Source organism: Enterococcus pernyi (assembly GCF_045371165.1).
Classification (GTDB): Bacteria; Bacillota; Bacilli; order Lactobacillales; family Enterococcaceae; genus Enterococcus_B; species Enterococcus_B pernyi.
In genome coordinates, this window is the sequence record NZ_JBIQDM010000002.1 from 156,266 (window position 1) to 174,019 (window position 17,754).

General features: G+C 39.2%; 15 protein-coding genes. 2 read left to right on the forward strand and 13 right to left on the reverse strand.

Going from position 1 to position 17,754, the window contains the following annotated elements; all coding sequences use genetic code 11:
• Nucleotides 1-42: 42 nt before the first annotated feature.
• The 6 genes from ACH0AK_RS03320 to ACH0AK_RS03345 form a co-directional block, all read right to left on the reverse strand.
• The gene (locus tag ACH0AK_RS03320) at nucleotides 43-2,226 is read right to left on the reverse strand and encodes a heavy metal translocating P-type ATPase (protein ID WP_226075597.1); all 2,184 of its coding nucleotides are present in this window, start codon (nucleotides 2,224-2,226) and stop codon (nucleotides 43-45) included.
• Nucleotides 2,227-2,436, reverse strand: a complete 210-nt coding sequence (copZ, locus tag ACH0AK_RS03325; RefSeq protein ID WP_010734989.1) for a copper chaperone CopZ — start codon at nucleotides 2,434-2,436, stop codon at nucleotides 2,227-2,229.
• A 13-nt stretch (nucleotides 2,437-2,449) separates the two neighbouring features.
• Nucleotides 2,450-2,890, reverse strand: coding sequence for a CopY/TcrY family copper transport repressor (locus tag ACH0AK_RS03330; RefSeq protein WP_226075599.1), 441 nt, complete (start codon nucleotides 2,888-2,890; stop codon nucleotides 2,450-2,452).
• Between the two features lie 75 nt (nucleotides 2,891-2,965).
• Nucleotides 2,966-3,499, reverse strand: a complete 534-nt coding sequence (locus ACH0AK_RS03335; protein WP_226075602.1) for a P-loop NTPase family protein — start codon at nucleotides 3,497-3,499, stop codon at nucleotides 2,966-2,968.
• Nucleotides 3,500-3,603: 104 nt separating this feature from the next.
• Nucleotides 3,604-5,067 carry an APC family permease gene (locus ACH0AK_RS03340; protein WP_010734986.1) on the reverse strand — a complete coding sequence of 488 codons (1,464 nt, stop codon included), beginning with the start codon at nucleotides 5,065-5,067 and terminating at the stop codon, nucleotides 3,604-3,606.
• A 298-nt stretch (nucleotides 5,068-5,365) separates the two neighbouring features.
• Entirely contained in the window at nucleotides 5,366-7,447 is a 2,082-nt protein-coding gene (locus ACH0AK_RS03345; protein ID WP_438846638.1) for a heavy metal translocating P-type ATPase, read from the reverse strand.
• Between the two features lie 207 nt (nucleotides 7,448-7,654).
• Between ACH0AK_RS03345 and ACH0AK_RS03350 the strand changes: the two genes are divergently transcribed.
• Nucleotides 7,655-8,833 (forward strand): hypothetical protein, encoded by a 1,179-nt coding sequence (locus tag ACH0AK_RS03350; RefSeq protein ID WP_137072589.1) that lies wholly within the window; start codon nucleotides 7,655-7,657, stop codon nucleotides 8,831-8,833.
• Between the two features lie 110 nt (nucleotides 8,834-8,943).
• Nucleotides 8,944-10,227 (forward strand): hypothetical protein, encoded by a 1,284-nt coding sequence (locus tag ACH0AK_RS03355; RefSeq protein ID WP_438846639.1) that lies wholly within the window; start codon nucleotides 8,944-8,946, stop codon nucleotides 10,225-10,227.
• A 71-nt stretch (nucleotides 10,228-10,298) separates the two neighbouring features.
• On the opposite strand, the gene ACH0AK_RS03360 is transcribed toward ACH0AK_RS03355, so the two are convergent.
• The 7 genes from ACH0AK_RS03360 to ACH0AK_RS03390 all read right to left on the reverse strand — a co-directional run bounded on the left by ACH0AK_RS03360 (nucleotide 10,299) and on the right by ACH0AK_RS03390 (nucleotide 17,739).
• On the reverse strand, nucleotides 10,299-10,658 hold the full coding sequence (locus ACH0AK_RS03360; RefSeq protein WP_010734982.1) for a YccF domain-containing protein: 360 nt from the start codon (nucleotides 10,656-10,658) through the stop codon (nucleotides 10,299-10,301).
• A gap of 33 nt (nucleotides 10,659-10,691) precedes the next feature.
• Nucleotides 10,692-11,036 carry a GNAT family N-acetyltransferase gene (locus ACH0AK_RS03365; RefSeq protein WP_023519988.1) on the reverse strand — a complete coding sequence of 115 codons (345 nt, stop codon included), beginning with the start codon at nucleotides 11,034-11,036 and terminating at the stop codon, nucleotides 10,692-10,694.
• Complete coding sequence (locus ACH0AK_RS03370; RefSeq protein ID WP_104776392.1) at nucleotides 11,033-11,668, reverse strand: SGNH/GDSL hydrolase family protein; 636 nt, start codon at nucleotides 11,666-11,668, stop codon at nucleotides 11,033-11,035. Before ACH0AK_RS03370 ends, ACH0AK_RS03365 begins: the two co-directional genes overlap by 4 nt.
• Before the next feature lie 160 nt (nucleotides 11,669-11,828).
• Nucleotides 11,829-13,127 (reverse strand): asparagine--tRNA ligase, encoded by a 1,299-nt coding sequence (gene asnS / locus ACH0AK_RS03375; protein ID WP_010734979.1) that lies wholly within the window; start codon nucleotides 13,125-13,127, stop codon nucleotides 11,829-11,831.
• Between the two features lie 30 nt (nucleotides 13,128-13,157).
• A complete protein-coding gene (locus ACH0AK_RS03380; RefSeq protein ID WP_062804936.1) occupies nucleotides 13,158-14,351 on the reverse strand; it encodes a pyridoxal phosphate-dependent aminotransferase in 1,194 nt (397 codons plus the stop codon).
• Between the two features lie 26 nt (nucleotides 14,352-14,377).
• Complete coding sequence (locus ACH0AK_RS03385) at nucleotides 14,378-14,881, reverse strand: cell wall elongation regulator TseB-like domain-containing protein (protein WP_010734977.1); 504 nt, start codon at nucleotides 14,879-14,881, stop codon at nucleotides 14,378-14,380.
• 68 nt (nucleotides 14,882-14,949) lie between these two features.
• Nucleotides 14,950-17,739: a helicase C-terminal domain-containing protein gene (locus ACH0AK_RS03390; RefSeq protein WP_499796745.1), complete on the reverse strand. Its 2,790-nt coding sequence runs from the start codon at nucleotides 17,737-17,739 to the stop codon at nucleotides 14,950-14,952.
• Nucleotides 17,740-17,754 lie beyond the last annotated feature (15 nt).

Consider the following 17,754-nt stretch of genomic DNA (forward strand, 5'->3'; position numbering starts at 1 on the left):
TGCTCGTTCATTTTCATTCTGTCCTTTCCTTTGTTGAACCGTTTATTTCTTCATTTTTTGGTTTAGACTTAATGAATTGAGTAACACACTGATTGAGCTAAAGGCCATCGCTCCTCCGGCAATGATTGGATTCAATAAGCCAAACGCAGCAAATGGAATGCCAATCGTGTTATAAATAAATGCCCAAAATAAGTTTTGTTTGATTTTTTTCAAGGTCACACTTGAAAGTTCGATCGTTTGTCCAATCGACGAGAGTTGACTATTCATTAACGTTACATCTGCTGTTTCCATAGCGATATCGGTGCCATTCCCCATGGCGATACCGACATTTGCTAAAGCCAAGGCGGGGGCATCATTGATACCATCACCGACCATCCCCACTTGTTTTCCTTCTTTTTGCAATTTTTCGACATATCCTGCTTTTTCATCAGGTAATACTTCAGCAAAGATGTGTTCTTTTGGAATACCAACTTCTTGTCCAATCGTCGTTGCAACTGATTGATTGTCCCCTGTGACCATATAAACTGCCAATCCTTGGGCTTGTAATTGTTGGATTGCTGATCGTGCGTGTTCTTTGATCTGATCAGCCACAGCGATCATCCCCAATACCTGTCTGTCATCTGCAAGAAACATCACGGTTTTTCCTTGTCGTTCTAATTGTAACGCTTGTTCTTGATACGCTTCAAATGAAACGTTCAGCTCCACTAGTCGTTTTCTCGTACCAATAAAATAAGATTTTCCATCTATTACCCCACTGATCCCAGCACCCGGATGTGCTTTTGCTTGAACCACAGGCAAAGTCGCGATCGCCTGTTCTTTTCCATAAGTCACAATGGCTTTGCCTAAAGGATGCTCTGAGCCTTGCTCTAATGTGGTGGCGATCGTTAACACTTCTTCGTCACCAATAACGTCTGTGACCACTGGTTTACCTTGTGTGATCGTACCAGTTTTATCTAAAAGGATCGTGTCTAGATGTGTTGCAGCTTCTAATGCCTCGCCGCCTTTGATCAAAATACCCTTTCGTGCGCCTAATCCTGTACCAACCATGATAGCAGTTGGTGTCGCTAGTCCTAACGCACAAGGACAAGCAATAACCAACACTGAAACACTATGGATCACTGCCAGTTCCCAGTTGCCACTGATGAGTCCAGTGACTATTAAGGTAAAGAAAGCAATGACTAAAACGATAGGAACAAAAATACCAGAAATCTTATCAGCAATTTTTTGGATCGGTGCTTTACTTCCTTGGGCATCTTCCACCATTTGGATGATTTGTGAGAGGACAGTTCCTTTTCCTACTTGGGTCACCGTCATTTCAAGAATCCCTGTGGAATTGATGGTTCCGCCGAAGAGTAGATCCCCCGTTTTTTTCTCAACTGGCACACTTTCTCCAGTCAACATTCCTTCATCGATCGCACTATCTCCTTTGATGACTTTCCCATCTGTTGGGATTTGTTCTCCCGGTCGGACGAGTAAAATATCCCCAATCTCTACTTGCTCGATTGGTATGGTCTTTTCTTCACCATTTTTTATGACCTGTGCTGTTTTTTTCTGAAGAGACATCAACTGCTTGATGGCATCGCCGGTTTTACTTTTGGCTGTGTGTTCCAAATATTTTCCTAACAAAATCAGTGTGATGATCATATTGCTACTTTCAAAATATAAGTCCGATGAATGTGTACTGAAAAAACCATTGTATACACTAAGCGCAAATGCGGCGGTCGTACCGATTGCCACTAACACATCCATATTGGGTGCGTTTGTTTTGATGGCATGATACGCTCCTTCATAAAAGCGCCAACCAATATAAAACTGGACAGGGATTGCTAAAATCAGTTGGACCCATGGATCATGGAAAAAATGGACAAGCGTTCCGTGAAAGCCTAACATCATTGCAATCATCGCGATCATCATAGGAAGCGTCAAGATAGCACCTATGATGACATCTCGCTTCATCTTTGTTAAATAAGTTTGCTTTTCTTCTGCAATTTTTTGCTTATGGGCCTCATCATATAAAATCGCACCATAACCAATGGTTTCAACACTCTGGATCAGTTCTTCAATTGATACTTCCTGATAATTGATCGTCGCTTTTTCTGTTGCCAGATTAACAGTCGCAGATAATACACCGGGCTGTTCATTCAACTCTTTTTCGATTCGTGCAGCACAATTGGCACAAGTCATTCCAGTAATCACGAGTGTGTCTTTTTTAGCTGGATACTCCATTTAAATCACCTCTGCTTGATAGCCTAAATCATTGATTGCTTGACATATCGTAGATGGTTGGATCACTGTTTCATCTAATGACACAGTTCCGATCTCTTTTTTTAAGTTGACATTAATTTTTTTTACACCCGGTAGCGCATTGACCGTTTCTTCCACTCTTGCAACGCAATGTTTACAGCTCATTCCTTTGATCGTTACTTTTGTTTTCATCCCTGTTTTCCTCCTAGTTGTTTTGATGGCAATGACATTGTCCTGGAATGCAATTGCACTGGATATCTGTTACTGGCTCTTTTTTCTTTAGTTCTGCCATGATTTGGTCAATATCTGCATGTGTTAAAGTTGCTTCTGAGACAAGATCTGCAATCGTCTCGCCGATTTTCTTCGCACAAATATGTGAGAATAAATTTTCAGCAGCACTTTGCACAGTGTCCGTTTCAGACACCGCTGGGTGATAAATAAATTTTTTCCCTTCTTGTTCTGTCCAAATCGCTTCTTTTTTTACAAGTCGTCCTAATAACGTTTTGACTGTTGCTGCTTTCCAGCCCATTGATTCAGAAAGGATCTGTGTGATTTCCTGAGCTGTGGTGTTTCCTAATGTCCAGACGACACGCATGATTTCCCATTCTGAGTCACTGATTTTGATTGGCTTTTTCACTTCTTCCATATGTATCACTCTCCTCTTCGTTTACAAATGTAAACTTGAATTCTAAATACAGATTACACTTGTAAACGAAACGTGTCAACTACTTTTACTTTGCCATTGCTCTAGAAATTTTTTTTGCTGTCGTGAACCATTCAAAATGACTAATTTTCCTTCTGCTCCTTGTTCATAGATTTTTTTGATTGCTAAGGGTTCCCTTTCTTTCTTGAAACGCCAAACAAAAAGTAAAAAGTCCAAATATTCTTTGTCGAATTTTTCTATAAATTCTTCTGGAACATCTGGACGGGTACTTTTATCTAATTTTCGTTTAATCGAACGTTTGACCACACGATACATCGCGATGTGTCTCAGCAAGCGAAGTAACAGGATCAAGTCAGCTTGTTCAATTCGATCTTTTGCAATCGATAGATAATTCCCTTCAATGATCCAATCCTTGTTCTCAGCCATAAATTTTTCCTGTTCTTTTAACAACCATTGCTTAGCTGCTTTTCCATAGTCCGTTGTTAGCCACAAACGATCCAGTGCTAAAAGAGGGCTTCCTGACGTTGCTTGTAAGCTTCTTGCAAGTGTGGACTTACCTGCACCCGACTGTCCAATAATCATTATTTTCATTTTTTGTCCTCCTTCGAATGGTCATCTTTTTATTTTACCTCTTATTCTTAATAACGCAAAAAAAGACCGAACCAATCGTTGGACTGATTCGGTCAAATCTTATTTTAAAGTTGAGAAACTGGTTCTTTCAATGGATTTTTCTTATTATCACGACGCGCGATTGCTGGTAAGATCATACCTAGTAAAATCAAAATGATCGGTGTGACGATGTTTGAGATCAATTGGAACCACCAAGCTTGTGGATCAGCAGCGTATTCCACTTTTGGTACCATTCCCAAAATACATGCAAACGCAGTGAAAGCAAAACACCAAGCACCAAAGATGAATCCAACTTTAGGATTTTTCACGAACTTATATTCTGACGTGAATTTTTTGTATGCTTTGTTCAACATCATATAGGCTAGGAATACCCATAAGTAACGCATTGGCATAACGACTGAATTTAAGTTCGTCAACCATTTAACTAATTCATTCATATCTTTGATACCAATAATCGGTAATAGAATGATGATACCGACTAAGATACCAGTTAACATGTAACCATTGACCAACGTTCCTTTACGGTTACGTTTACGTAACCAACTTGGTACAAATTCTGGATCTGCATCGGCTAACAAGATCTTCAATGGCGCATCAATAGAAAATGCCAAGGCAGAAATTTGACCGACCATATTCGTCAATGCATAGATGATCATCAATGCATTACCGATACCATAATAGTTACCTAAGATTTGGAAGGCACTGTACGCACCGTTTGCCATTAAATCTTTCGGAATATTGTCACTTGCAAATAACATACCCATTGCCACAGAACCTAAAACAGCACAGATACCGACCATTGCTGCTAAAAAGATCATCCCTTTTGGAAATTCTTTTGCCGGGTTACGTGTAGAATTAACATAAGGAGAGATTTTCTCAGCGCCTCCTACAGCAAAGACTAACATTGAAACAGTCGTAAAGTAACTAAAGTCAAACTTAGGAATATACGTTTTGACTTGGTTCATATTTGCTGTCGCAAATTCCATCGTTGGATTGATGAATGGCGCAGTAACAGCAAGTAAAATGAATAATAATGACATGACGAACATCGCTGTACCTGCTAAACCACCGATAACTTTTAACGTTGATAAGCCTTTTGTTGATAGATACAAGAAAGCTAAGAAAATGATCAAGGAGATCACTGCGACCATTTGGACAGACATCGTATTGACGATATCCCCATTTCCTTGAACTGCCCAACCAGCTGCAATCAAAATCGCTTGTGGTTTTTGTGCTAAGTATGGAATATGCACGACCCAATATGTCCAGGCAGCATAATAAGCTAAGCGTTTATTCGAAGTAGTATTTTCTACCCAAGAACTAACGCCCCCTTTACTATCTTTGAATGCTGATCCTAATTGACCGACGATCAGTGCATAGGGGATAAAATAAATAGCTAGGATCAATAACCATGAAGTGATTACTGAGATTCCTTGTTGCGCGTAGTTATTGACGACATTCCCCATACCCCAGACCATGTTGAATGCAATCAACGCTACTGTAAACCAGCGCAGTTGTTTTTCGTTCATCTGATTTCTCCTTTATAAATATTTAATAATTATTCATTGACTATCATATTCAATTTTCATAATGTTTACAACACTTCGTTATTTTATTTGTGGATTATTTTAGGTAAAACACATTGTTTTTACATTTATTTTTCATTTTACCCTCTAACACCTAATCTAAAGGCGCACAAACAAGAAGTATTTTCTAACTATTTTGGAATTTTCAGAACAATTAAAATCTTCCAGTTATTTTAATCACAGAAAAACCACAGTCCTCAAATAAATGATTTCTGTGGTTTAACGGTGCTTTTTTGACTGTTTATTTGACTTTTTTGACAGATAGCCCACGCATGGCGTTTAAAACTGCTATCAGGGTCACACCCACATCGGCAAAGACTGCATTTCCCATAGAAGCAAAGCCAATAGCTCCGAGAACCAATACGATTACTTTTACTCCGATAGCAAACGCAATATTTTGCTTGACGATTTTCAACGTTTTTCTTGAAATTTCAATCGCCTCCGCAAGTTTTGATGGCTCATCGTTCATGATGACGACGTCGGCTGCTTCAATGGCTACATCACTGCCTAAACCACCCATGGCGATTCCCACATCTGCTCGAGCTAATACCGGTGCATCATTGATCCCGTCTCCGACAAAGGCAGTTTTCTGAGTCGTTTCGCTCATCAATGCTTCTAATTTTTCTACCTTATCTTCTGGAAGCAGTTCACTATAGACTGTATCGACTCCGACCTCTTTTGCGACTTGTTCCGCAATCTTTTGGGCATCACCTGTCAACATCACTGTCTTTTTGACGCCGACTTTTTTCAATGTCTCGATAGCAAATGTTGCATCTGGTTTGATCGTATCCGCAATAACTAAATAGCCCATGAGCTGACTGTCGATCGCTAAATAGATCAATGTTCCTATTTCATGATTCTCTGGTTGCTCGACTCCATAGCGAGCCAATAATTTTTGATTTCCGACAAGTACCTCTTGTCCCTTGACCTGGGCGTTGATTCCTTCTCCAGCGATTTCTGCAGGTTCTTCAATTTCATATAACGGGCCACTGTAGGTATCCATGACCGCCTTGGCGATTGGATGTGTCGATACATTTTCTAGACTCGCCACATATTTCATAAATGCTTTCTCGTCAATGGTAGAAACAACTTTTTGTACGGCAAAATCACCCTTGGTCAGGGTACCTGTTTTGTCAAATACTACTGTTTCTGTACGAGCTAAAAGTTCTAGATAATTTCCACCTTTGACAAGTATCCCCCGTTTACTAGCTCCACCGATTCCTCCGAAAAAGCTAAGTGGAACAGAAATGACCAATGCACATGGACAAGAGATCACTAGGAATGTCAATGCTCGATAAATCCATTCAGAAAAATCTCCTCCATAAAGTAAGGGTGGGACAGTTGCTAAAAGAACAGCTAACGCAACGACGATCGGCGTATAGTAACGAGCAAACTTAGTGATGAATTTTTCAGCAGGTGCCTTTTTACTGCTTGCTGTCTCCACTAGTTCTAATAATTTGCTGATGGTCGAATTTTCATAGTTCTTTTTAACTTCGATGGTTAGAGGATGGGTCTTATTGATAAAACCACTTAATACATTTTCACCATTCATCACTTCTTTAGGCAATGATTCTCCTGTTAATGCAGATGTATCTACGAGGGATTGTCCCTTCAAAATCGTTCCATCCAAAGGAATTCTTTCACCTGGTTTGACCATGACCGACTCACCGATCTGCACTTCTTCTGGTTGCTTATTTACCAAGCCGCTTTCAGTGATCACATGAGCAACTTCCGGTCGGATCGCCATCAACTCACGAATGGACCGACGAGACTGATCGACCGCAAAATGTTGGAAATACTCACCGATTTGATAAAACAACATGACAGCAACTGCTTCTGGATATTCACCGATCATCATTGCACCAATCGTTGCAATCGACATTAAAAAATTTTCATCAAACACTTGTCCTTTACGAATATTGACAACCGCTTGCTTGATCACATCAAAGCCGATAAGAACAAAAATGGCGAAAAAAGTAACGAAACGAATTGGCTCAGCAGGCTTCCATAAAAACAATAAAAGTAAACTAAGTGACGCTATGATGATACGTAACAACGCTGTTTTATTTTCTTTTTCTGGTTCATGATTTTCACTTATCTGGTTTTTCACTTCGATTACTTTGACCTCTGGTTCTAATTGATGGATTTCTTCTGTTACTTGCTTTTCAATCGTTTCAATGACCGCTTTATCTGCATCGATCATCATTTTTCCAGTCGCAAAATTGACTGATGCTTCTTTTACGCCAGGTATTGCTTGTACTTTTTTTTCGATTTTCATCGCACAATTTGCGCAATCTAAACCTTCTAATTGATAACTTTTCATTTCAAGTCCCTCCTTACCAAACATATGACTATCTATTCATAAGTCATTATACATGAATGGTTATTCATATGTCAAATCATAGTAATAACAGATCATGATTAAAGTATCGTTCGGGAGAATCATTATTTCTGCAAGGTGTAAAAGAAGTTTCTTATGTAAAAGTGACGAATGATAAACTTTTACATAAGAAACTAAAGGAGGAAATACATGATTGATTTCAACGATCAATACCATATACTAGCTATGGCTTTGCGACTAGGAAAAGCTACCAACTTCAAAGCAGTCGGAAAGAAAGGAAAAGAAAATTATCAATTTTTATTTTCAAAATTGATAAAAATGATCGAAAATGATCAAGATTCATTTTTTATTGAAACAGTCAAAAAAAATGACTTGATACACTCTCTTGAACATACAATTGACTATTACGATGCCAAAAAAAGAGAAGACATTCAGCACATCATGGAAAACTTAAAAGAGGATGACCCAACTAGCTTTGTCATCATTCCCTCTTACTCTACTACTATAAGATTATTTCATGATCACATATATAGCTTGATCATTCACAAAAATAAGGACTACATTGTTACTAAGATCAATAAATTAGAGTCAATGACTACGAACTTCCAGCTTAAAATTGATGAAAAAAATTTAAATAAGCTTAGCGATATTCTTTATTATTCTAAGTTTGAGTATCGAAAGACGAGAATATCTGTTGATATATTCTCAAAACTAAAAAAAATAGCTGTTGAAAAACCCTCTGCTTTACATGTGGAAATGCGTGGTTATCCAGGCATTACAAATTGCCCGATACTTGAACCGTTAACAGCATTAAAATGGACTGTCTACAATTGCAATAAGCCAATTTCGTCTGCCGAAATCAAGGAGAAGAAAGTGATCAATCCAAAACTATGGCCTTCAAAGGAGCTTCGGATGCGATTTTATCAAACGTTTTTAACCGATAATGAGCAACATAATCAACAATTTTCTATATTATGGCATTATTACACCATGCGAAAAGCAGAAACTCAATTAGTTGATAAAGAATACAAAGGAAAAATCCGCTATCTTTCTATTAAATATTTAAATAAAGTCTTAAATGATCCAGCCGTTCCAATAGAATTTAAGAGAAATCAAACAAATGAAGCCAGTCAACAAAATTATAAAGTATTTCATTCAAGGTCAAAAAAATTGGAAACATTGCACACAAAAATAAGTCATATAACCAATAAAAAGAACATAACAACTGATAAATCTCAACATAAAAACAATGAGAATTCTCAATATTTTAGACCAAGTAATAGTATTGCTTCTACTTCATCAGATAACGTTACCTCCATTAGTTTTCTCTCAAAAAAAGAGCGCCAAGTCTGTTCAATACAAAGATAACTGTTTTCCTACGAAATTGAGATAAAGCGAAAAACAGTTGCCAAGTAAATTTATCCTATACTTTCTATGGTGGGACTATTGCACGAAAATAAAAAATAAGGAGAGTTATTATGCTTGATTTTGATGGACAATACCACCAATTGGCACTTGCTTTAAGATTAGGAAATGCGGCGGCATTTGAAGTTGTCGGTTCAGGCGGAAGAAAAAATTATCAATTTTTATTTTCAAGATTTATCAAAATGATTGAAAATGATGTTGCTGGTACCTTGATCAATGAAAGTCAAAAAAATCAAGTGATCCAGTCTTTAAGAAATACGATCGTCTACTACGATATGAAAAAACCGACTGAACTGGAAGAGAAAATCAGACATTTAAAAAAAGATGACCCAGCCAGTTTTATGATTTTTCCAGCTTATTCAGTGACCCCTGACTCTTATCATAATCATATTTATGGCTTAGTAATTTATAAGCAAGATAATGACTATCTTGTCGCGAAATTAGATAAATATGAGACAAATAAAAAGATGGGGAATCATTTGCTAAAAATCCCAGCGGATCAGTTGGGGAAATTAAGTAAAATACTATTTGCGACAAAGCTTGAACACCACAGTGAGTCTAAGATCAACCTCATCAATGAAATCACCAGACTCTCAGATAAGCCTGCAAAAAACCTTAATTTTGAAATGAGAGGGTATGCAATGATTCCCAACTGCCCGATTTTAGAACCGCTTGTCACTTTCCGAAGTGTTCTTCATAATTGTCAGGAAGCTATTTTTACTCCACCATTGATTGAAGATAAAGTGAAACCTAAATTCTGCTCATCGTTTGCGTTTCGTGAGCGGTTCTTTCAGACTTTTTTAGGTGAAAATTTAAAACACGATCAAAAATTTTTTCAATTATGGAAACATTACGAACAGCGAAAAAAAATCACTGGTCTAAAAGAAACTATCTCCAGAGATGAATTCGTTGATATTTCGGATGATTTCGTAAAGAAAGTCTACGAAGATCCTAAAACACCTAAAAAATTTGTCAAAAATCAATCCGTCGAGGTTGCACCTTATTATTATCATGTTTTTTATGATGATTCCAGGCGATTGAAACCATTGGATGCTCACATCAACGCAATCATCGATGGAACGGATCAACCATTAAAAGAGGGATTTCGCCAAAAAGTAAAAGTTAAGAGCCAGCGGTTTGGGGGAACAGTCAAAGATAGGATTTTTTCTGATAGACAGACCTCTAAAAGTAACACCACAGACGTGACACTTCCAACTTCTCCAACACAAACGTCCTTTACACAAGCGAATTTTAATCATCGCGTAGTAGACGCAACCAACAAATCGAATTTTTTGAGTAAGCAAATACCTAAAAAACATACAGATATCACTCGCTAAGTGTAAAAAAAGTAACTCTTTGGACAGACAAACAACTGTGCAAGAGAGTTACTTTTATATTTAGTGACTATTTAAACGATTTCTGCCCCAAATGGCATCAACGCTAGGCGTGCTAGTTTGAAGGATTGCTTTGCGAAAGGAATACCAATGATCGTGATACAAAGTAAAATCCCACTGATGACATGACCTAAAGCAATCGGCAAACCTGACACGATCAACCAAATGATATTGACGATCAAAGACACGCCATTGTTTGTATAAATGACTTCTTTTCCAAAGGGTGCAAACGATAAAGAAGCTAGTTTGAAACATTGTAGCCCGACCGGAATACCAACAATTGTGATACACCATAATACACCTGCTACCGCCCAACTCAGTCCTCCGAGTAAGCCACCAAAAATAAACCAAATAATATTTCCAATACAACTCATTGTTTCTTTCTCCATTCTAATAAGAGTCTTACGTTAAAAACCATTGAAATCGACTCTCTTGATTTTACGTTTTTTTGCTTCTAGTAACCACTGCTCCATAAACTGAGCGGCTACTGTTCTTTCTTGATCGACTGCCACAAAAATCGTTTGAAGCAGTTCACCTGATTGTTGATCTGCTTCAGTCGTTTCGATTTGTCTCGCTTGTCCAAAAGCGAAAATCATTTGTTTTTCTGCGTCATCATGTGCTGCTATAAACGATATATTCAATGGATCGTTTATATCTGGCAGCATTAGTTCCTCCAAGAATCGATTTTCTTGTTGCCTGATCAACCTATTGATCATCGGTAGATCTGCTTCGGTTGCTGGGCGAATGATCATTCAAACCACTCTTTTCTTTTTTTGACCGTTTCTATCCAAATATTGGCAATCGTTTCATGACCCAGTAGTGTCGGATGGACACCATCATCCCCTGTATATTTCTCATAGCCATATGAGATGCCTAAAGAATTCAACGTTCCATCTAACGGGACAAAAACTGCTTGATATTCTTTTGCTAGTTGACGAATCAAGTGGATCTTTGGATCAAGATCACTACGCCAACTTCTCCGATCGTCAGGCTCTGGCAAAACAAATGGTTCCATCAAGACGATTTTTTTGATGCCACTTTCCACTAAACGATCAAGTAAATACCGATAATCGGCTTCAAAACGCTCAAAAGATTCTTTTGTCGCAAATGCTGCAGGCTCGCCTACATTGTGCCATGTATCATTGATACCAATCAAAATCGAGACCATATCAGGTTTCAAATCGATGCAGTCTGCTTGCCAGCGCTTCTTTAGGTCTGCTAACTTATTTCCGCCGATTCCGCGATTGACGAATGTCCACGTGTTTTCTGGATCACTCGCAGCCAATTTTGCCGCTGTTAACAGTGCATAGCCCTGACCGAGATCGTCAGTTCCTCTACCCGCATCTGTGATACTATCTCCAATGAATAAAAGTCGTTGTTCCATCACACACCCTACTTTCCTTGCCACTTTTACGTTATTATCCCACACACATCTAGCCAAAGAAAGAAGGAATTGGAACAATAGTGATTTCATAATAACTTCTTAAAAAAAATGCGTTCCACGAAAATACGATGAACGATTTTCGTGGAACGCGTCTTATTTCTTATGGGTAAATACGATTTAACAAACGTGGGAATGGAATTGCTTCACGTACATGATCGATCCCTGAGATCCAAGTCACTGTACGTTCTAAGCCTAAGCCGAAACCAGAATGTGGAACAGATCCGTATTTACGTAGATCTAGGTACCATGAGTATTCTTTTTCGTCTAAGCCATGATTCTTGATTTGTTCAAGTAAGAAATCATAGTCAGTCGCACGTTCACTTCCGCCGATGATCTCGCCATATCCTTCAGGTGCGATCATATCTGCACAAATCACGACATCTTCTCTTGTTGGATGTGGTTTCATGTAGAATGGTTTGATCGCTTTTGGATAGTTCAAGATAAAGACTGGTTGTTCAAATGAGTTCGCAATGAACGTTTCGTGTGGTGAACCGAAATCATCGCCCCACTCGATATCGTCAAAACCATTTTTCTTCAATAATTCGATGGCATCATCATACGTGATACGTGGGAAAGGTAATTTAGTATAAGTTTTCAATACTTCTTTATCACGTTCTAAGACGTCTAAAGCATACTCGCAGTTATCTAATACACTTTGAACTAAGAAAGCAACATATTGTTCTTGTACTTCTAAGCTTTCTTCTTGATGCGTGAACGCCATTTCAGGTTCGATCATCCAAAATTCGATCAAATGACGACGTGTTTTTGATTTTTCAGCACGGAAAGTTGGTCCAAATGAAAATACTTTACCAAATGCCATTGCAGCAGCTTCCATGTACAATTGACCACTTTGTGACAGATATGCTTTTTGATCAAAGTAGTTTGTCTCAAATAGATCGGTGGTTCCTTCTGGGGCAGAGCCAGTCAAGATCGGTGGATCGATTTTAACGAATTGGTTGTTGTTGAAAAATTCGTAGGTTGCACGGATGATTTCATTTCGAATCTGCATCACTGCATGTTGGCGTGAAGAGCGTAACCATAAATGACGATGATCCATCAAGAAATCTGTTCCATGTTCTTTTGGTGTGATTGGATAATCATGACTTTCACTCACTACTTCAATGTTCGTGATCCCGATCTCATAGCCAAATTTAGAACGGCTATCTTCACGAATCTCACCTGTCACAAGGATCGATGTTTCTTGAGAAAGATTTTTTGCCATTTGGAAAACTTCCTCAGGCACTTCGCTTTTTACGACAACTCCTTGGAAGAATGCTGTCCCATCTCGTAATTGTAAAAAGGCGATTTTCCCACTTGAACGCTTATTAGCGACCCAAGCACCGATCGTTACTGTTTCGCCTACATGTTTTTTTGAATCGATGATTTGAATTTGTTCCACGTAAAATTCTCCTTTGTCCTATAATAATTTCTATTCGTTTTGACTTTTACTCTCAATAAAACGTTGGATTCGTCGGATTCCTTCTTCTAACGTTGCTAGATTCGCCGCATAACTCAAACGAACATTTTCCGGTGCGCCAAAACCTTCACCTGTAACTAGAGCAACCCCTGCTTCTTCTAGTAGATCTTCGACCCACGGCGTCACTTGTTCATAGCCACATATCGCTAACGTTTCTTTCACATTCGGAAACAAGTAAAATGCGCCTTGTGGTCTTTTGACCGACACCCCGGGCAAATCAGCAACAAGCGGAAATACGATGTCTAGACGTTCTTCAAATGCTTTGCGCATCTCTTCAACGGTATCTTGTTCCCCTTGTAATGCTTCAACAGCCGCATATTGACTGACTGCAGTTGGGTTACTAGTTGATTGTGATGCAATCGCAATCATCCCATCAATGATTTTTTGATCGCCGACCGCGTATCCGATACGCCAGCCTGTCATTGCATAGGTTTTTGATACACCGTTGATGATTATCGTCTGTTCACGTATTGCTTTTGAAATCGTTGCAATTGGAGTAAACTCATTGTCATTATAAACTAATCGGCCATAAATATCATCAGCAACTATTAAAATATCGTTTTTTACTGCCCATTCACCTATAACTTGTAGTTCTTCTTTTGTATAGATCATCCCTGTCGGATTAGAAGGAGAATTGATAATGACTGCTTTTGTCTTGGAAGAACGTGCTTGTTCCAATTGTTCGAGGGTCACTTTGAAATCATTGACTTCTTGACCAGTGACAAAAACAGGGACACCTTCTGCTAACTTGACTTGTTCACCATAGCTCACCCAATAAGGTACTGGAATGATGACTTCATCTTTTGGATCTAGGATTGTTTGGAATAAGGCATAGAGGGCAAATTTCGCCCCGTCTGTCACAATCGTCTGAGAAGCATCGTAAGTCAAGCCATAATAGGTTTCCAGATACGAAACGATTGCCTGTCTTAATTCTGGAATACCCGCTGTTGGCGTATAATAGCTTGCTTTTCCATTCTTGATGGCTGCGATCGCTGCTTCTTGGATATTTTCAGGTGTAGCAAAATCAGGCTCTCCTACGGTCAAACTGATAATGTCTTTCCCTTGTGCTTTCAATGCCTTTGCTTTTGCTGCAGTTGCTAGTGTTACGGAAGGCTCTAAGCGTTCCACTCTTTTTGACTGTTTCATCCAATCTATCCTTTCATCCGTCTTTTCTATACCCCGCTAATGACTTTGACTTCCTCTCCCGTTTTAAAAGAAAGTAAATAATAATTCAACTGGTCATCTGACGTTTTGGTAATGACTTCCCATACCGGTTCATCTTTGTACATCCCTAAGGAAGCTTTTTCCACTTGTTGATCGGGATGTTGTTTGCTGATTTCTTGGCGGGCAGCTTCTTCGGTCAAGCCTGCTTTTTGTTCTAACACTTTCACACGCTCACCCGATTTAGGTATGATCACTGCAATATCTTGTCCTTTATCATTTTGGCCTGTTAATGAAAAATAAGTGGCTTCCCGAGTAAACCAATAGAATTGGTCCACTTCCTCAAGATTTGCATATTGTTCAGCTAGTTTTGTCGCCTCTTGTTTCGCTTGCGTCATTGGGCGTGTCGCACGCAGATAAAAAATCGTGCTGATCACGATTACTGCTAATAAAGCGATGATCAAGCCCAGCAAGATGCGATTGATCGTATGTTCTTTGTTTGTCTGATTCTTCAAGGACTGTCGCTCCTTCTTTTTTCATTGATGTCCATTATAACAGATTTCGAGGTGAAAATAGTCCTCGATTATGGCTTAATTTCTTCGTTTTTGTTTAAGAAATCATGGATATCCTCACAAATTTGTTCAAAAGGCGCCTCTTGGACAGGCATCTTTTTAGGCAAGGCATGAATGATCCTCGCGCCATATTTTGCAGTCACTAATCGTCGATCTAAAATCAGCAAGACACCTTTGTCCGTTTCCGAACGAATCAAACGACCTAAAGCTTGTCTGACCTTCAGTGCTGCCTTTGGTAAGGATTCTTGATAAAAAGGGTTGATGCCTTCCGATTCCAAATACGCATTTCTCGCTTTGACCATTGGACGTTGTGGATGATCGAATGGCAGCCGCGTAATGACGACTAGTTGTAACGCATCTCCTGGCAGGTCGACGCCTTCCCAAAAACTATCTGCGCCGAATAGCACGCTCATATCAGAAAGAACAAAACGCTTCAATAGTTTCTCACGACTGCCACCGATTCCTTGAGCTAAAATCTCTCTTCCTTGTTCAAGCATTGTCAAATGCATTCGTTGATACACCTTTTGTAAAACATCATGAGAAATAAACAAAACTAGGATCGGTCTTTTTTCTTGTCTGATCAACTGATATAACACATCCGTTAGATAGTCGACATACGCTGTGCCACTTAATTGATTGATCTCTGGTGCTTCTTTTGGCACGAAGATCCGTGCTTGTTTTTCGTAATCATAAGGAGAGGCAATGACTTTCAGCGGAGTACCTTCAATTCCTAATCGTTTCGCCAAATATTGACGATCTGGGCCCACTTTCAATGTCCCTCCTATATATAAAATCCGTTCATAGCGCTGATACCAAACTGTATTGGGAATCAGTGCGGCAGTAAAATCGTGGAGATGGAACATCGTCTGCTGAGGGATGGCACCCGGAACAAACCAATGGACTAAACTTTCTTGCCAATTCTCCAACCATTCTTCCATAAAACTTGCTTGTTGATCTAAACGATCAAACAAAGCATACAGACTTGCAAGATCGACACGCATTTGCTTCGTCCAACTTTCTTGAAGCACCTCTAAGCCTGAACGGATCCTGTACTGCAATTCCTTTATTTCTTGGTAAAAAAGATGAAGATGGTCAATGGCTGTACTTGCTTCAAAAGATAATTTATCTAAGTCCTCTTTCGTGATCATGACTTCTTCCGGGTAAGTTTGTCTTTTTTGTTGAGGTATGATCTCAAGTAACCCTTCAGCTAAACAAAGCTGTGCCTCACGAAGCGCAGACAACTCTTCTTTGTAGATATCAAGCCAGCGCTGCCCCTCATGATTGGCTGGAAGATAGCCTTTGAAGCGATCGAACAAACGATCAGGTTCTTCGAATAATTGTACTTCCTTGTTAAAATAGCTCAAACTGAATCGTTGATCATTGACTTTTTCAGCAATCTCAGGTAAATGATGTGCTTCATCGATCAATAAATAAGGACTTTCAGGCAACAACGGTGTCTTTCTTTGTGTTTCTTGGACTAAAAAAGCATGGTTGACGATCAAGAAGTTACTTTGCTTGATTTGTCGATGCAAAAATCGAATAAAATCTTGTTCATAGAACGCTTGTTTTTTCGCTAAAAAGTCAAGCCCGCGATGCGAAACATCTGTAAAAAAGGCATGATTCAAATTCGTTAGATGCAACTCATCTAAATCTCCTGTTTTCGTCTGCGTCAGCCAGACAAGAACTGTCATTTGATAGAGTGCATATTGTTTTTGCTCCTTTGGCTCAAGGAGTGTGGCTTTGAACCGTTGCAAATCGAGATAATGGCGGTAGCTTTTGATAATCGTCGCTTGGATCGGTTGGTCGAATAATTGATTCAACAAAGGAATATCTTTTTCCATGATCTGCTCTTGTAAAACAAGCGATACCGTACTGATCACTGCCGGCTTCTCCGGTGTGGCCAGATAGCTAAGAGGCAATAGATAGCCAATCGTCTTGCCCATACCAGTCGCTGCTTCGATCATCAAATTTTTCGATTCATCTTTGGTAAAATGATCATAGACAACATTCATCAAACGATTTTGTTCTTTACGATACATCAACGTTTTTCCAAATATTTTCTCTTTCGCTTGTTTTTTTCTTGGATAATCTTTATGACCATAGTAAACTTCTGAAAACAGTTCGACTTCTTTTTTTTGTAAGGCGATTCCCTCGATGATTTCCAGTTCATCTGATAAAGGTGGGGGCTGCTTTCTCAGTTCGTCGGTGGTTTGTTCGATGAATAATCTAGTATCCATCCCTGTATGATTGCTCAGTTTCACGATCTGTTCAAGCGTCACTAAAGGTAACTGACGCATCCGTTCTTCAATCAGTAGAAGCAACTGTGCTGTCACTTCCGCATCGCTATCTGCCTGATGGGGATTATCGTGGATAAACCCCAGACTTTCCGACAAATCAGCTAAACGAAAGCTCGGTTCAGTCGGCAAAAATATCTGGGCCAACTCGACTGTATCGATTCCTGGAATCTGTAATTTAGGTACGCCACAGCGAGTCAATTCATGGTTCAAAAACTGATAATCAAAATAAATATTATGCGCCACGAAGATGGTATCCGCTAGAAGGTTGTAAATCGTTTGTGCTACATCTTCAAAATAGGGTGAACGATGGACACGTTGATTGGTGATCCCTGTCAAATGCTGGATCTGTTTTGAGATTTTTCGCCCAGGGTTGATATCCATCGAATAACGAGAGGTGATCCGCCCATCTTCGATCATGACACATCCAAATTGGATAATGCGATCTTCTTTTGGATTTGTCCCAGTCGTTTCAATATCGACGACTGCATAAGTTTTCGGTTTCAACATATCTTCCTCTTC

What these genes read in the sequence shown, in the direction of transcription:
- ACH0AK_RS03320 (WP_226075597.1), bottom strand. Translation starts at nt 2,226, where the DNA reads ATGGAGTATCCAGCTAAAAAAGACACACTCGTGATTACTGGAATGACT.
- copZ (WP_010734989.1), bottom strand. Translation starts at nt 2,436, where the DNA reads ATGAAAACAAAAGTAACGATCAAAGGAATGAGCTGTAAACATTGCGTT.
- ACH0AK_RS03330 (WP_226075599.1), bottom strand. Translation starts at nt 2,890, where the DNA reads ATGGAAGAAGTGAAAAAGCCAATCAAAATCAGTGACTCAGAATGGGAA.
- ACH0AK_RS03335 (WP_226075602.1), bottom strand. Translation starts at nt 3,499, where the DNA reads ATGAAAATAATGATTATTGGACAGTCGGGTGCAGGTAAGTCCACACTT.
- ACH0AK_RS03340 (WP_010734986.1), bottom strand. Translation starts at nt 5,067, where the DNA reads ATGAACGAAAAACAACTGCGCTGGTTTACAGTAGCGTTGATTGCATTC.
- ACH0AK_RS03345 (WP_438846638.1), bottom strand. Translation starts at nt 7,447, where the DNA reads ATGAAAAGTTATCAATTAGAAGGTTTAGATTGCGCAAATTGTGCGATG.
- ACH0AK_RS03350 (WP_137072589.1), top strand. Translation starts at nt 7,655, where the DNA reads ATGATTGATTTCAACGATCAATACCATATACTAGCTATGGCTTTGCGA.
- ACH0AK_RS03355 (WP_438846639.1), top strand. Translation starts at nt 8,944, where the DNA reads ATGCTTGATTTTGATGGACAATACCACCAATTGGCACTTGCTTTAAGA.
- ACH0AK_RS03360 (WP_010734982.1), bottom strand. Translation starts at nt 10,658, where the DNA reads ATGAGTTGTATTGGAAATATTATTTGGTTTATTTTTGGTGGCTTACTC.
- ACH0AK_RS03365 (WP_023519988.1), bottom strand. Translation starts at nt 11,036, where the DNA reads ATGATCATTCGCCCAGCAACCGAAGCAGATCTACCGATGATCAATAGG.
- ACH0AK_RS03370 (WP_104776392.1), bottom strand. Translation starts at nt 11,668, where the DNA reads ATGGAACAACGACTTTTATTCATTGGAGATAGTATCACAGATGCGGGT.
- ACH0AK_RS03380 (WP_062804936.1), bottom strand. Translation starts at nt 14,351, where the DNA reads ATGAAACAGTCAAAAAGAGTGGAACGCTTAGAGCCTTCCGTAACACTA.